Here is a 14630-nt window from a genome sequence, read left to right as displayed (position 1 = left end):
TTTATATATGAGATAAGGCCAGGTCGTCATTAAAGGGATTGAAGTGCTGATGAATCAGTAGGGAATGAACACCATAGATAGGAGAACAAGCGATGCACGATATGGAAGTGTGGCAGCATTTTTTAGAAGAGGATGTTATCCCGCAGCGCAATGCGCAAATTCGGGCGTTGCATCATTATTATGTGAAAAATAAAGCGTTGATCGCGGCAGAATTCACCGCGCTGTTTGACCGATTTTGCCAAGCGGTGCTGGCTCGGCAGCAGGAAGGGCTTTTGCAGAAATGTGCCTATATCCACATCTCCTTGCTGCGGACAAGCCTGAACGAAGGGCATCCCGTCTATATGCTGGAAGCGAGCGACAGGGAGACGGATGGCAAGGTGGGGCTGACTCCTTTTCGCTATGAGGCGGGGTGGATTTATGGCTTCGCAGAGGCTTGGGATCAAGGCTGCGAGGAGCGGCGCAAACGGTATATGAACCGGATTGAGCGCCATTCGTTTGAGGTTTGGATGAAGGAGCAGCTGTATCCGTTTCATGTATATATGGTGCATGCGGCGCGGTATGCGATGGATGCGATTCGGGAGCTGGCTTCTTTTCAGGAGATCAAGAAGGATGATTCGTTTGAGGTGCGAGTAGGCGAATACCGGGATCAAGAGATCAGCGAGTCGGTCTATTGCGTGAAGGAGCGGCAGCGGACGTCGATTACGTGCAAGGGCTGGCTGGAAAACAAGCTGGATCAGGACTATATCTATGAGCATATCGCTGGCGTGAACCTCATGCGTGGGGAGTACGAAGGAATCGATGTGAATTATACGAGATTTGAAGAGGTGACGCTGACGGGCAGCACGCTTGCGAACAGCCGGATGCTGGGCACAAGATTCGAGCGGTGTGTGTGCGATCAGGCGGATTTTCAAGATTGCCTCTTATATGATGCCGATTTTCGCCATTGCGACCTGACCTATGCGCGGTTCGATGGCGTCCTCGGCAATCGGGACTATGTGGCAGAAGAGCATGGTCTGGTGTTCGGGATGAACGGCGTGCAGTTCCAAGGGGCAGACCTGACGTATGCGAGTTTTCGGGGTGCGAAAATCGCGGCAGACTTTACGGGAGCCGAGCTGCTCGAGGTGGATTTCACCGGCGCAGATTTAACAGGCAGCCGCATGCTGGAGCGGGATGCGCTGCGGGTAGAGCTGACGGAAGAGCAGCGGCAGATGATTTACTGGGTAAAGGAGCCGGTGCATGAGCATGCGTAGAGAGTGGGCAGGAGAAGGGGAATGGCATTCGCATGAGCTGGAGCGCACGATGGAATATTTCGTGCTGGAGCATGATCGGCGCCTGCCGGCGAATGGGGCGAACCTCGCTTTTCCCGAGCGCATGCTGAGAGGCTACCGCTATGCGGAGCAGCAGGAGATGGTGTACGTCAAGAAGGGAAGCCGGCTAAATCCCGGTTGTATGATTGAAAATCCGCTGCTGCTCGTAGGCGCTGAGCTGCGGGCGGTCGTCAGCCGAATGGTTCCGAATATTGGCTATAAGAGCGTCATCGTCATGGATTTGGAGCAGCAGGGACAGTTTTTTTATGACTGGATGGATGTGCAGGAGGTGCCTTGCTTAGCGCCAGAACGGACCGTGACGGAAAACGGGCGAGTGAGCAAAATGTGGGTCGATCAAAGGGCGCTGCAAGATGCTGCGATTTTCCAGATTCCATACTACCGCAGCCGTGTGCTGGTGGTGCGTGTAGATATAGCGGAGGGGCTGCTGCGGAAAAGCTTGTATGGGCTGAGTGTGAGACGAATTGAGTTGGTAGGGGGAATGGCGACGAATGGAAGCTAGGTCAACCGTTTTGAAGAAGGCTACGCTTAAGGCGCTGCTTGAATCTCCATGGAGAAGCGAGGATACGTATGTGACGGCGGGAGCTTACATGTATTGTTCCAAGGGTACGCATGAGGAGGTGCTAAGCAAGCAAGATCCTAATGGTGTATACATTAATGGAAGTCCGATGCTGACTGTGGAGGATTGTGTGGCATCTACATCCGTGCCGGGCGTGATTAAGGGGAAGCCTGCTTATCTCATGGCAGAGGATTTGAATGGTAACTTCTATTCTTTTGGCTATTGCCGAAGTGAGCATCATCCTATGAAAGAAGCGGAGGAAGGGAATTCTCTGCAACCCGGCTATCATAAATTCATTTATGACCCGGACGAACAAGAACCTACCTTTAATCGTTATGTGTATCCTTGTGCGCCCCAACTGCTGCCGACGGTTTCAGCATCCGCACCTGCGGGGGCACCATTTAAGCCGAAAACGGGTTCGTCTAACAGCGTGCCATCGCTGCTTGAGATGCTGGAGAACTTGAAGGTGCCACAAGTGCAATGGACGAATGGCAGTCCCAATGTATCGATTCAAGGGGTAGCTGCGCTGACCAGCAAATCGTGTTTGTCTTGCAAGTATGGAGGAGAGATTCGCTTGCTGACCAATGGAATGGACCCCGTACCTCCTGAATTTTCCCAGAGATAATGGAGAGGAGAGGTGAAAGCGTGGAGGTAGGGTTCGAAGGAGATGGCTATCAGTTACAGTGGCCCTATAAGCTAAAGGCCGTGCGCAGCTTTCGCATCGAGCGGAAGTTCAATGCGCATGCGAAATGTACCTTTACAGCGGAAATGACGGAAGCGGAAGCCGAGGCCTGTATAGGCAGAAGCAGCTTCGAGGACAGCCTAATCATGCGCAAGCCCACTGAGCCTAAGGCGGAAAGCTGGTTTGCTGGGGGCATTACGCATGTAGATATTGAAATGGAGGACGGCATTCCCCACGTCAAGGTCGAGGCGCTGTCGCGCACGTATGCAATGGATTTGGAGCCGAAAAATCGTTCCTATCAAAATAAGCATTTGACCTACACGGATGCGATTCTGCAACTGGTCAAGAACTATCCCCGCGGGGATGCACAAAATATGGCGACGAGCGATCAAGCGACGATCGGCTCCTTGATGGTCCAGTTCGAGGAAACGGATTGGCAGTTTTTGAAGCGGTTGGCGTCTCGGGTGGGTACGGTCATTTTGCCGGATGTGGTGATGGATACCCCGCGCGTGTATTTTGGCGTACCGGACCTGTCTTGGGGGAAGGAGCTGAAGGCGAAGCGCTATACGGTCTTGAAAAACCGCGCCGCCTATGAAGAGCTGAAAGCCCATGCGGAAGGCAGTGATGCGGATCTTATTCACGAAGCAGACTTCGTCAGCTACCGGATAACCAGCGAGCAATTTTGCCAGGTTGGGGACGATGTCGTATTCAAGAAGCAAATGTGGGTCGTGGCCGAGTCGGTCATCAGCTATGCCTCGGGGCTGCTGACCTATGAATATGTGCTGGTCCGGCGCCAGACGCTGAGACGGAAATCCCGGCAAAATGAAGGGATTCAGGGTGTATCCTTGGAAGGGCGCGTCGTGAAGCGGGCGAACAATATGGTCAAGGTGCATCTGGACATCGATAACGCACATGATGAGCAAGGAAACTGGTGGTTCCCGTATTCAGGGGAAGGCAACAATATGTTTTACGTGCTGCCCGATGAGGGAGCGCGGATAAAGGTCTATTTTCCCAACGGTGTGGAAAAGAAAGCGATGGCGATCAACTCGGTGCGAGGCGGCAGCGAGGAGATGAAAAGCCGGACGGTGTTCCAGAAGCCGACGACGAAGGTGTTTGAATCGCCGGGAGCGGCCAAGATGCAGCTGGGTGACGATGGGGTTCTTTTTGAAAAAGGAACGGTCAGTCTGCATTTGGATGGCGGAAACATCACGGTGAACGCCAGTGAAGATGTGCTGCTGGTCGCGGGCAATAAGGTGGAGCTGGGCAGCGGGAGTGAGAGAGGGATCCTCGAATCGATTCGGATGCGAGCGACGAGTCAGGTTGCTTTGCAAACGAAAATGGATCAGTATGTGCTGATCAGCGATAACCGGGTCGGCATCAAGAGTAGCAAGCTGGATTTTCAGAAGGTGGAGGTACCGTTCACCGAGCTGCTGACGGATGAAGAGCTGGAGCAGCTGTATATGGATGAGCAAGTTCCTGAACAAATGGAAGTGGAGATCCAGAAAGCGCAAGCGAAAGAGGAAGGTGCGCCGATTTCCAAAGAAATCTATTACCAAAATATCCACCCCGATGTAAAATCAAATATGAAAAATGACCCGAATCTAAGCGAAAAGGCGAGGAATTGGTTTCGAGAAAAAACAGTAGAGGATCAGAAAAAGGCGTATCAGAAAAGATATGGGCCGTCTGCGACTGAGCCGGAGGATAAGAGCAAGGAAGAGAAGCAAGCGGAATGGGCGAAGCAACAGAAGAGCTATGAACAAGAGGATCGGAACCGAACAGCGGTTTATGAATGGAATCAGAAGGCAAAAGCGATTATGGAGCAAGGGGATCGGGAAGGCAAGTCACAGACGGAAATCCAATCGATGCTGCCTGCGCTCCCTGTGCTTTCATCCAGTGGGCAGCAGGAAAGCGGCTTGTCCGGGGTGATGAATAAGGTGTTGAATGCGCCGGGTGTCCAGCATTTCCTAGAGCAAATGGCTCCGATGGCAGAAGCCTGGCACCTGGAAAATGTCATTCCACAAAAGCCAAATTATATGAGCAAGCATACGGAAAAAACGGTATACTTATCTCGATTTACGTTTCAGGAGCTAGTGATAGAACCGGAATGAAAGATTGCGCAACTCAACGTGCTATTCGGGGTGGTAGCGATCATAGCTGCGATCCCGACAGCGGGTGGATCGCTATATGTTTTAGTGGCAGCTGATGTGGCTTTAGGCGCCACGATGATATGGATCAACGCAGAGAAATGGATTGATTTACAGAATGGGAATGCCAACACGAACCCGTCCTTGCTGGGCATAGACCAGTCGTTGTTAGATAAGCTGGGTATTGCCTTGGCTATAGTAAACTTGGGTATACTGCTGAAGCATGGTTTGTACGGGTCGGCGAATAAACTGGCAAACGGCCGGAATATAGCGGCGCTGGACGAAGCTTGGGACGTGTATAAGTCTAAGCCGGGAAAACCGCCAAAATCGAAAACAAAGCCTATAAATAAAGAGGCGAGTAAAGGCGGTCCCGGTGTCAATCGACCGATTGATGAGTTTGATGATGCGGCGATTTATCAGGGTGCGGGTAAGAGTAGACCAGAGCCTCCACATGCAACAGGTGGGAAAGTTGAGGGGACGGGAAAAGGTAAGTATTTAACCGACCCTGCGGAAATGAGACCATATATTATACCTCCTAGAGATGGGTTTGATGCCTTTTTGGAGAGGAAATATATTGAGATTAGAAAGATTGGGTTAGAGGACGTATCGTTAGTAGCAAAGAATACTGGTTTATCAGAGCAACAAATAAGTGATATGAAGAAACATTTATTCCTTGATACACATCAGCTATCAATAGATGGTGCTCCATATAAAGAACTATACTTTAAAGCTGATCAAGATGTTGCATATGCGTGGCAATTAGCTCAAAAAAGAGAACTTACGGCTAAAGAAAAAGAATGGTTTAAACAACTCGCGAATCATGAATTGAAGGAAAAAGAATTAATTGATAATGGAATGCCGTTAATGGATAGATCCACTTGGAATGGTACAACCTTCAATAAAGATCCTGAAAAAAATGCACATGATAAGGCAAACTCAACAGATCCTAATCCACGAAGTTTCCCAGAATATGATTCTTATAAAGATTGGAAGAAATATTCAGATGATGATAGTGGTAACTATTAAATTGAGGTGAAAGAAATGAGTCTAGAAGCAGCTATTCTCGTAACAAGAAACATAAATTGGGAAAAAATTGGTGAATTAACCGAGAAAAGTTACTTTGGTTATGAGTATTTGAGAAGATTGGCTCAGTTTTACAAAGAAAAAAAACTAAAACCAAAATCACCGGCTTTTTCTAATATACCTCGTTTCTTGGGAGATATTGAGGGGGATATAGATATTTCTACTTACTACCATACGGATATACTAATGGTTTTTGAAAATAATCAGAGTATAAAAAATATAGTAGAATGGTATTTACAGTTAGCGAGATATGCAGAAAAGTGTCCTGAAGCGAGTCAATATCTAAGTGTGTATGAGCCTTTAATAAATTTATTAGAATGTGGAGGCGATTTTTTCATGAATAATATTGGGCTAGAAATCAAGAATGAAGGCTATTATCCGTTCAACAACTGGTTTGATAATTTTGTTGATGCCGAACCACACGACACAAATGATCAATTAACTTTGTGAAGTGGCGGCTACTGTGCTAAAAGCCCCTTCCAGTGCCGAATGAACCGATCATTCAACCAATAACACATATAACCTATGTAATACCCGAATAAAGATTTCTCCATTTCGTTTGTACGCATATCAAATGCATTAATTCTGTAACCTAAATAAAGCTATTACGATACACGAAGCAGGTCGATTATGGTCAGATACTACCATGATTGACCTGTTTTTTGTTATCTTCGCTTTCTCAAGGATTTTCAAAATGTTACGCAACTGTAGAATACGCCGCCCCGATAGAAAGGATGAAAAGGCAAAGCATCTTTTGGAGTAGTTAGCCCGACCATTAATATTGTCAGGACTAATCTGTAAATTGTCCGCAACATTCTGGCAACTCGCCGCGATGACTACAGTGCAAGAACAATCTGGTGACGACCAGTTGACATAAACAGGTAAGGATACGTGTCAGGCTAGCCGCCTTCCCTACTCCATAGCCGCCCAGTGGCGGCATAATAGCACAAGAAGGATGGGATTGCAGATGAAAACGAAGTACAACGACTTCGGGTTCGTTAAGAATAATAAAGCCGCTAATGCATACATAGACGAAGTTGCCAAGGAGAGCAACTTTACAGGACATCACAAGGGATTTACCATCCTGCCGCATAAAATCCATCGGTGTTACGGCTTAAGCCCATACGAAAAGCTGATTCTCGTCGATATTGTCGCGTACATGAGCGACCAGAGCCAGTGCTACCCCACTATTGAAATGATTGCTCGAAATCTTGGATGCAGTTCCAAGTCTGTAGAGCGTCATATCGAAAGACTGGCAGAGAAAAAGCTCATTCTGGTCAGTCAGAGCAAGAACAACACCTACTATCTGCCGAACTATTTTCACGTTCATCCGTATTTGCTTGTGTCAGAGAAGACACATGAGTTCATTGGAAGTGTGAGGAAGCAGGTCTGTGTCCACGAATCAGGAAAGCGGCTTATCCGGGGCGATGAATAAGGTGATGAATGCGCCGGTTGTCCAGCATGTCCTAGAGCAAATGGCTCCGATGGCAGAAGCCTGGCACCTGGAAAATGTCATTCCGCAAAAGCCGGATTATTTGAGCAAGCATACGGAAAAAACGGTATACTTATCTCGATTTACGTTTCAGGAGCTGGTGATCGAACCGGAACGAAAGATAGCGCAGCTCAATGTGCTATTCGGAGTGGTAGCGATCATAGCTGCGATTCCAACAGCGGGTGGATCGTTGTATGTATTATTGGCAGCTGATGTGGCCTTAAGCGCGACGATGATATGGATCAATGTAGAGAAACTTATTGATTTACAGAACGGGAATGCCAACACGAACCCGTCCTTGCTGGGCATAGACCAGTCATTGTTAGATAAGCTGGGTATTGCCTTGGCTATCGTAAACTTAGGTATACTGCTTAAGTATGGCATGTATGGGGCTGCGAATAAACTGGCGAACGGCCGAAATATAGCGGCGCTGGACGAAGCGTGGGACGTGTATAAGTCAAAGCCGAAAACACCGCCAAAATCGAAAACAAAGCCTATAAATAAGGAGCCTAATAAAGGCGGCCCCGGTGTCAATCAACCGATTGATGAGTTTGATGATACAGCTATTTATCAGGGTGGGTAGGAGTAGACCAGAGCCTCCGCATGCAACAGGCGGAAAAGTTGAGGGGACTGGGAACTCTTATAAAGAAATCAATATTCATGGAAAAATAAATAGTGAACTTGATGAAATTGATTTAGTAAACAAGATAATTTACGAAGATAAATCAGCAAAAAAATTGGACATGGATAATCCTGATGTCCCACAAACAGAGGAACAATGGGCGTTTAAACAAATATTTAAAAAAGGTTCAAACAGAATTAATTCTTTGCAACAGCCAGAAATCAAATTGTCAAGTGCCATTCCTCAGGATATTCCATCAGTTGAAGAAATAGTTAGTATTAGAAACTTTGTATTTAGAATTGATGCAGACACTCCGAAACTAAGGTCTGCTGTTCAACATGAATTAAATAATCTAAAAATTAAATTTCCGGAATATAATTTTTCGGCAATATATGGAGGTGAAAAGTAATGTCAATTGGTTTATATAGATATAATGGTGATATAAATGATCGTGATTCAGAGCTTACTTTGAGTGAGAACATTTCGAATCAAAATTTTTATGATAAATACTGGGAGAAGGCTATAAATGAATTGGGTATAAAGTTTATACAAGATGGGGCCGAATTTAATAAATCTCAGTTAAATGATGTGCTAGTAGAACTTGAATTATTAAGGGATTGGGCGATACAAAATCTACTTGAAAATGACTTGGAATATATGAAGGGAAGAATTGAAAATTTGCTAAAAGTTATACCTAATGCTTTTATTAATGATGAAACCATTTTATATATATTTTAAGATTCTAAAATTTTAAGTCAGTCTTTTAACAAAATATTTGAGTAGGGTAATAAGAAGGTGGTAATTGGTAAAACAGTTACAACCTTGATGGTGCCTTGATACAAGGCATTAATAACATCATAAAGGAATAGTAAGGGTCTCACAAAAAGTTTATTGAAAAATTATATTGCAATATAACAAGGAGCTTATTCCACTTAAAAAGGTGGGGTAAGCTTTTTTTGCGTATGCTTATTCGTATCAATTACTAATTGTTTTTATTGATTTTATATATGAGATAAGGCCAGGTCGTCATTAAAGGGATTGAAGTGCTGATGAATCAGTAGGCAATGAACACCATAGATAGGAGAACAAGCGATGCACGATATGGAAGTGTGGCAGCATTTTTTAGAAGAGGATGTTATCCCGCAGCGCAATGCGCAAATTCGGGCGTTGCATCATGATTATGTGAAAAATAAAGCGTTGATCGCGGCAGAGTTCACCGCGCTGTTTGACCGATTTTGCCAAGCGGTGCTGGCTCGTCAGCAGGAAGGGCTTTTGCAGAAATGCGCCTATATCCACATCTCCTTGCTGCGGACAAGTCTGAGCGAAGGGCATCCGGTCTATATGCTCGAAGCGAGCGACAGGGAGACGGATGGCAAGGTGGGGCTGACTTCTTTTCGCTATGAGGCGGGGTGGATTTATGGCTTCGCAGAGGACATGTATATATGGTGCATGCGGCGCGGTATGCGATGGATGCGATTCGGGAGCTGGCTTCTTTTCAGGAGATCAAGAAGGATGATTCGTTTGAGGTGCGAGTAGGCGAATACCGGGATCAAGAGATCAGCGAGTCGGTCTATTGCGTGAAGGAGCGGCAGCGGACGTCGATTACGTGCAAGGGCTGGCTGGAAAACAAGCTAGATCAGGACTATATCTATGAGCATATCGCTGGCGTGAACCTCATGCGTGGGGAGTACGAAGGAATCGATGTGAATTATACGAGATTTGAAGAGGTGACGCTGACGGGCAGCACGCTTGCGAACAGCCGGATGCTGGGCACAAGATTCGAGCGGTGTGTGTGCGATCAGGCGGATTTTCAAGATTGCCTCTTATATGATGCCGATTTTCGCCATTGCGACCTGACCTATGCGCGGTTCGATGGCGTCCTCGGCAATCGGGACTATGTGGCAGAAGCACATGGTCTGGTGTTCGGGATGAACGGCGTGCAGTTCCAAGGGGCAGATCTGACGTATGCGAGTTTTCGGGGTGCGAAAATCGCGGCAGATTTTACGGGAGCCGAGCTGCTCGAGGTGGATTTCACTGGAGCAGATTTAACGGGCAGCCGGATGCTGGAGCGGGATGCGCTGCGGGTAGAGCTGACGGAAGAGCAGCGGCAGATGATTTACTGGGTAAAGGAGCCGGTGCATGAGCATGCGTAGAGAGTGGGCAGGAGAAGGGGAATGGCATTCGCATGAGCTGGAGCGCACGATGGAATATTTCGTGCTGGAGCATGATCGGCGCCTGCCGGCGAATGGGGCGAACCTCGCTTTTCCCGAGCGGATGCTGAGAGGCTACCGCTATGCGGAGCAGCAGGAGATGGTGTACGTCAAGAAGGGAAGCCGGCTAAATCCCGGTTGTATGATTGAAAATCCGCTGCTGCTCGTAGGCGCTGAGCTGCGGGCGGTCGTCAGCCGAATGGTTCCGAATATGGGCTATAAGAGCGTCATCGTCATGGATTTGGAGCAGCAGGGACAGTTTTTTTATGACTGGATGGATGTGCAGGAGGTGCCTTGCTTAGCGCCAGAGCGGACCGTGACGGAAAACGGGCGAGTGAGCAAAATGTGGGTAGATCCATGGGCGCTGCAAGATGCTGCGATTTTCCAGATTCCGTACTACCGCAGCCGTGTGCTGGTGGTGCGTGTAGATATAGCGGAGGGGCTGCTGCGGAAAAGCTTGTACGGGCTGAGTGTGAGACGAATTGAGTTGGTAGGGGGAATCGGTTGAAATGGATCATAGGAAAACCATCTTGAAAAAAGCGACACTTAAGGGCTTGCTGGAGTCTCCATGGCGAAGCGAGGATACGTATGTGACGGCAGGGGCGTATATGCATTGCTCCTACGGTTCGCACGAGGAGGTGCTGAATAAGCCGGAGCCGAATGGCATTTATATTAACGGCAGCCCGATGCTGACTGTGGAGGATTGCAAAGTGTCCCTGTCAACGCCCAATACCATTGAGGGAATCCCCTTTGATCGTATGGGGCAAGAAATTGATGGGAATTTTTATTCCTTTGGCTTTTGCAGAAGTGATCAACATCCAATGAAGCTGGCGGAATCAGCAGGTGCGGGCATACCTTCGGATCCCTCATATATCATTGATACAGATCCAGAGGAGCCTACTTTTAACCTGCCTGTTTACCCCTGTGCGCCCAAGCTGATGGAAGCTCCGGCTCCATCGGGAGCACCATTTAAATCTGCGCCGCCGATGGGGCTGCCAAGCGGATTGCCATCGCTTAGTGCGATGCTGGAGAAGCTGAAAGGGCCGCAATGGACAAACGGCAGCCCAAGTGTATCGATTCAAGGGGCAGCTGCGTTAACGAGCAAATCTTGTTTGTTTTGCCAGTATGGAGGACAAATTCGTTTGCTGACCAATGGGATGGATCCGGCACCTCCGGAGTTTTCCGTGAGATAAGGAGAAGAAGGGAGGTGACAGCATGGAAGTGAACTATGAAGGAGACGGCTACCAGCTGGTATGGCCTTATAAGCTTAAGGCCGTGCGCAGCTTTCGCATCGAGCGGAAGTTCAATGCACATGCGAAATGTACCTTTACAGCGGAAATGACGGAAGAGGAAGCTGAAGCCTGTATAGGCAGAAGCAGCTTCGAGGACAGCCTATTCATGCGGAGACCCGCTGAGCCCAAGGCGGAAAGCTGGTTTGCCGGGGGCATTACGCATGTAGATATTGAAATGGAGGATGGCATTCCGCATGTGAAGGTTGAGGCGCTGTCGCGCACGTATGCGATGGATTTGGAGCCGAAAAATCGGTCATATCAGAATAAGCATTTGACGTATACGGACGCGATTCTGCAATTGGTCAAGAACTATCCCCGCGGAGATGCGCAAAATATGGCGACGAGCGATCAAGCGACTCTTGGCTCCTTGATGGTCCAGTTCGAGGAGACGGATTGGCAGTTTTTGAAGCGGTTGGCGTCTCGGGTGGGTACGGTCATTTTGCCGGATGTGGTGATGGATACCCCGCGCGTGTATTTCGGCGTACCGGACCTATCTTGGGGGAAGGAGCTGAAGGCGAAGCGCTATACGGTTCTGAAGAATCGGGCCGCCTATGAAGAGCTGAAAGCCCATGCGGAAGGCAGTGATGCGGATCTTATTCACGAAGCAGACTTCGTCAGCTACCGGATAACCAGCGAGCAATTTTGCCAGGTTGGGGACGATGTCGTATTCAAAAAGCAAATGTGGGTCGTAGCGGAGTCGGTCATCAGCTATGCCTCGGGGCTGCTGACCTATGAATATGTGCTGGTCCGGCGCCAGACGCTGAGACGAAAATCCCGGCAAAATGAAGGGATTCAGGGTGTATCCTTGGAAGGTCGCGTCGTGAAGCGGGCGAACAATATGGTCAAGGTGCATCTGGACATCGATAACGCACATGATGAGCAAGGAAACTGGTGGTTCCCGTATTCAGGGGAAGGCAACAATATGTTTTACGTGCTGCCCGATGAGGGAGCGCGGATAAAGGTCTATTTTCCCAACGGTGTGGAAAAGAAAGCGATGGCGATCAACTCGGTGCGAGGCGGCAGCGAGGAGATGAAAAGCCGGACGGTGTTCCAGAAGCCGACGACGAAGGTGTTTGAATCGCCGGGAGCGGCCAAGATGCAGCTGGGTGACGATGGGGTTCTTTTTGAAAAAGGAACGGTCAGTCTGCATTTGGATGGCGGAAACATCACGGTGAACGCCAGTGAAGATGTGCTGCTGGTCGCGGGCAATAAGGTGGAGCTGGGCAGCGGGAGCAATAAGGGAATCCTCGAGTCGATTCGGATGCGGGCGACGAGTCAGGTTGCTTTGCAAACGAATGCGGACCATTATGTGCTGATCAGCGATAACCGGGTCGGCATCAAGAGCGGCAAGCTGGATTTTCAGAAGGTGGAGGTACCGTTCACCGAACTGCTGACGGATGAAGAGATTGAGCAGATGTATCTGGATGAACAGTTGTCCGAGCAGCTCGCTGCGAAAATGGAGCAAGAAAAGCAGAAGTATAACGGGGCTCCGATATCGGAGGAATATTTGTACCAGAAGGTTCATCCTGCAACCAAGGAGCAAATGAAAAATGATCCGAACTTAGGTGCTAAAGCGAAGGACTGGATCAAGACTCAATCGACGGAAAAGCAGCAAGAGGTTTATCAGAAGAGGTATGGTCCAAAATCGAGTGAACCAAGCAAAGATAAAGAGGCGGAGCTTTCGCGTAGACAGCAGGTTTATGATCAGCAGGATCGGGATCGAACGGCGGTGCATAACTGGAATCAAGAGGTAGCGGCGATCAGCAAGCGTGGTCAAGCGGAAGGGAAGTCATTGGTGGAAATTCAGGCGATGCTGCCTGCGCAGCCGGTGCTTTCGTCTAGTGAGTCACAGGAAAGCGGTCTGTCGAGCGCGATAAGTCAGACGCTAAATGCGCCGGGTTTCCAGCATTTTATGGAGTTAGTTGCCCCAATGGCAGATGCTTGGGCGTTGGAAAATTTGATCCCGCAAAAGCCGGATTATCTGAGCAAGCAGACAGCAAAAACGGTATACTTATCTCGATATACGTATGAGGAATTAATCTTAGGTCCGCAAATGCTGATAGCAGAATTTAATATCATTTTTGGGGTTATAGCGATTATTGCAGCGATCCCGACAGGCGGAGGATCGTTGTATCTTTTAGCAGCAGCTGATGTTGCATTAGGCGCAGCCATGATTTGGGTCAACGCAGAGAAGTTGATTGATCTGAAGAATGGTGATGATAGCACAAACCCTTCCATATTGGGCATCGACCAGTCCATGCTGGACAAGCTAGGTATTGCACTGACCGTTGTGAATTTGGGTATTTTGCTGAAGCATGGCTTGTACGCCGCAGCGAATAAGCTGGCGAATGGACGGAATATATCGGCATTGGATGATACTTGGACGAAGTTCAAGCTGGAAAATGTCAAACCTAAACCGAAGGAAGCGCCTGAGCCGCCGAAAACGAAGACAACAACGAAAGAGTCTACAAAAGGCGGCCCTGGTGTAAATAAGCCGATTGATGAGTTTGACGATGCGACGATTTATCAAGGGGCAGGTAAGGGTAGATCAGAGCCTCCGAATGCAACGGGTGGGGAAGTAGGGGGGACAGGTAATTCTTCAAAGATACCTAGAACAGGACCAGAGTGGGATGAGTATTTCCGTTCAAAATATGGTGATAAAAATGTGGACTGGAAAACGAGTTCAGAATACAAACTATATGGTGAAAAACATATTCCTTATACACCTAAAATTAGACCAAATGCTATAATTACAAAGCCTTCATTACCTAAGGGTGGCAAACCAGAAGGAAATTATGCTAAAGATACAGGTAAAGATGCTCGAGGATTAAAAAGACAAAATGAAGCTGCTGATGTTCTTGCAGAACAAGGATATCGTACAACAATGCTTGACGAAGTCCCCAATGGAAATGCATTTGATGGAAATGGCTATGGCATTGATCCCTCTAAAAGTCCAGACTTTATAATTGAAGGACAAGTATTTGATTGTTATGCTCCAGATAAAGGTACTAGTTTACAGAATATTCTTACTACACTCAGAAGTAAAACTACAAAACAAGCTAGAAGAATCGTATTAAATTTAAATGATTATCCTGTTGAAAAGAGGCGAGAACTTATTGATTATTTAATAAGTCAGACACACAAGGATTTAAAACATCTAGACGAACTATTAATCATTGAAGGTCGTCAAGTAACAAGAGGGTATTGGAGGTTTGATTAAT

15 protein-coding genes are annotated in these 14630 nt (G+C 47.8%); all 15 read left to right on the top strand.

Going from position 1 to position 14630, the window contains the following annotated elements:
* Nucleotides 1-92 precede the first annotated feature (92 nt).
* The 15 genes from AC50X8_RS22900 to AC50X8_RS22830 all read left to right on the top strand — a co-directional run bounded on the left by AC50X8_RS22900 (nucleotide 93) and on the right by AC50X8_RS22830 (nucleotide 14629).
* Complete coding sequence (locus tag AC50X8_RS22900) at nucleotides 93-1250, top strand: pentapeptide repeat-containing protein (protein ID WP_494862432.1); 1158 nt, start codon at nucleotides 93-95, stop codon at nucleotides 1248-1250.
* On the top strand, nucleotides 1237-1827 hold the full coding sequence (locus tag AC50X8_RS22895) for a hypothetical protein (protein ID WP_494881707.1): 591 nt from the start codon (nucleotides 1237-1239) through the stop codon (nucleotides 1825-1827). Before AC50X8_RS22900 ends, AC50X8_RS22895 begins: the two co-directional genes overlap by 14 nt.
* Nucleotides 1817-2509 (top strand): DUF4280 domain-containing protein, encoded by a 693-nt coding sequence (locus tag AC50X8_RS22890; protein WP_056039147.1) that lies wholly within the window; start codon nucleotides 1817-1819, stop codon nucleotides 2507-2509. Before AC50X8_RS22895 ends, AC50X8_RS22890 begins: the two co-directional genes overlap by 11 nt.
* 20 nt (nucleotides 2510-2529) lie before the next feature.
* Nucleotides 2530-4674 carry a hypothetical protein gene (locus tag AC50X8_RS22885; protein ID WP_494881705.1) on the top strand — a complete coding sequence of 715 codons (2145 nt, stop codon included), beginning with the start codon at nucleotides 2530-2532 and terminating at the stop codon, nucleotides 4672-4674.
* An 84-nt stretch (nucleotides 4675-4758) separates the two neighbouring features.
* Entirely contained in the window at nucleotides 4759-5736 is a 978-nt protein-coding gene (locus tag AC50X8_RS22880) for a hypothetical protein (protein ID WP_494881703.1), read from the top strand.
* A gap of 15 nt (nucleotides 5737-5751) precedes the next feature.
* Nucleotides 5752-6243, top strand: coding sequence for a hypothetical protein (locus AC50X8_RS22875; protein WP_494881701.1), 492 nt, complete (start codon nucleotides 5752-5754; stop codon nucleotides 6241-6243).
* Nucleotides 6244-6760: 517 nt separating this feature from the next.
* Nucleotides 6761-7228 (top strand): helix-turn-helix domain-containing protein, encoded by a 468-nt coding sequence (locus tag AC50X8_RS22870; protein WP_494881699.1) that lies wholly within the window; start codon nucleotides 6761-6763, stop codon nucleotides 7226-7228.
* Nucleotides 7185-7868, top strand: a complete 684-nt coding sequence (locus AC50X8_RS22865) for a hypothetical protein (RefSeq protein ID WP_494881697.1) — start codon at nucleotides 7185-7187, stop codon at nucleotides 7866-7868. The genes AC50X8_RS22870 and AC50X8_RS22865 overlap by 44 nt, the downstream gene beginning before the upstream one ends.
* A complete protein-coding gene (locus AC50X8_RS22860; protein WP_494881695.1) occupies nucleotides 7840-8316 on the top strand; it encodes a hypothetical protein in 477 nt (158 codons plus the stop codon). The genes AC50X8_RS22865 and AC50X8_RS22860 overlap by 29 nt, the downstream gene beginning before the upstream one ends.
* On the top strand, nucleotides 8316-8645 hold the full coding sequence (locus tag AC50X8_RS22855) for a hypothetical protein (RefSeq protein WP_494881693.1): 330 nt from the start codon (nucleotides 8316-8318) through the stop codon (nucleotides 8643-8645). The genes AC50X8_RS22860 and AC50X8_RS22855 overlap by 1 nt, the downstream gene beginning before the upstream one ends.
* A gap of 354 nt (nucleotides 8646-8999) precedes the next feature.
* The gene (locus AC50X8_RS22850; protein WP_494881691.1) at nucleotides 9000-9443 is read left to right on the top strand and encodes a hypothetical protein; all 444 of its coding nucleotides are present in this window, start codon (nucleotides 9000-9002) and stop codon (nucleotides 9441-9443) included.
* A complete protein-coding gene (locus AC50X8_RS22845; protein WP_494881689.1) occupies nucleotides 9374-10060 on the top strand; it encodes a pentapeptide repeat-containing protein in 687 nt (228 codons plus the stop codon). Before AC50X8_RS22850 ends, AC50X8_RS22845 begins: the two co-directional genes overlap by 70 nt.
* Nucleotides 10047-10625, top strand: coding sequence for a hypothetical protein (locus AC50X8_RS22840; protein ID WP_494862430.1), 579 nt, complete (start codon nucleotides 10047-10049; stop codon nucleotides 10623-10625). The genes AC50X8_RS22845 and AC50X8_RS22840 overlap by 14 nt, the downstream gene beginning before the upstream one ends.
* 1 nt (nucleotide 10626) lies before the next feature.
* A complete protein-coding gene (locus AC50X8_RS22835) occupies nucleotides 10627-11310 on the top strand; it encodes a DUF4280 domain-containing protein (RefSeq protein WP_494862428.1) in 684 nt (227 codons plus the stop codon).
* 22 nt (nucleotides 11311-11332) lie between these two features.
* Nucleotides 11333-14629, top strand: coding sequence for a CdiA C-terminal domain-containing protein (locus AC50X8_RS22830; RefSeq protein ID WP_494881687.1), 3297 nt, complete (start codon nucleotides 11333-11335; stop codon nucleotides 14627-14629).
* Nucleotide 14630: the final 1 nt, after the last annotated feature.

It is taken from the genome of Paenibacillus sp. JT22N15, from assembly GCF_059383755.1.
The sequence above is the reverse complement of the archived record's forward strand: the minus strand, read 5'-3'. Positions and strand labels throughout refer to the sequence as shown.

Coding starts and splice junctions, on each gene's coding strand:
- AC50X8_RS22900 (WP_494862432.1), top strand. CDS start 93: ATGCACGATATGGAAGTGTGGCAGCATTTTTTAGAAGAGGATGTTATC.
- AC50X8_RS22895 (WP_494881707.1), top strand. CDS start 1,237: ATGAGCATGCGTAGAGAGTGGGCAGGAGAAGGGGAATGGCATTCGCAT.
- AC50X8_RS22890 (WP_056039147.1), top strand. CDS start 1,817: ATGGAAGCTAGGTCAACCGTTTTGAAGAAGGCTACGCTTAAGGCGCTG.
- AC50X8_RS22875 (WP_494881701.1), top strand. CDS start 5,752: ATGAGTCTAGAAGCAGCTATTCTCGTAACAAGAAACATAAATTGGGAA.
- AC50X8_RS22870 (WP_494881699.1), top strand. CDS start 6,761: ATGAAAACGAAGTACAACGACTTCGGGTTCGTTAAGAATAATAAAGCC.
- AC50X8_RS22860 (WP_494881695.1), top strand. CDS start 7,840: ATGATACAGCTATTTATCAGGGTGGGTAGGAGTAGACCAGAGCCTCCG.
- AC50X8_RS22855 (WP_494881693.1), top strand. CDS start 8,316: ATGTCAATTGGTTTATATAGATATAATGGTGATATAAATGATCGTGAT.
- AC50X8_RS22850 (WP_494881691.1), top strand. CDS start 9,000: ATGCACGATATGGAAGTGTGGCAGCATTTTTTAGAAGAGGATGTTATC.
- AC50X8_RS22845 (WP_494881689.1), top strand. CDS start 9,374: ATGGATGCGATTCGGGAGCTGGCTTCTTTTCAGGAGATCAAGAAGGAT.
- AC50X8_RS22840 (WP_494862430.1), top strand. CDS start 10,047: ATGAGCATGCGTAGAGAGTGGGCAGGAGAAGGGGAATGGCATTCGCAT.
- AC50X8_RS22835 (WP_494862428.1), top strand. CDS start 10,627: ATGGATCATAGGAAAACCATCTTGAAAAAAGCGACACTTAAGGGCTTG.
- AC50X8_RS22830 (WP_494881687.1), top strand. CDS start 11,333: ATGGAAGTGAACTATGAAGGAGACGGCTACCAGCTGGTATGGCCTTAT.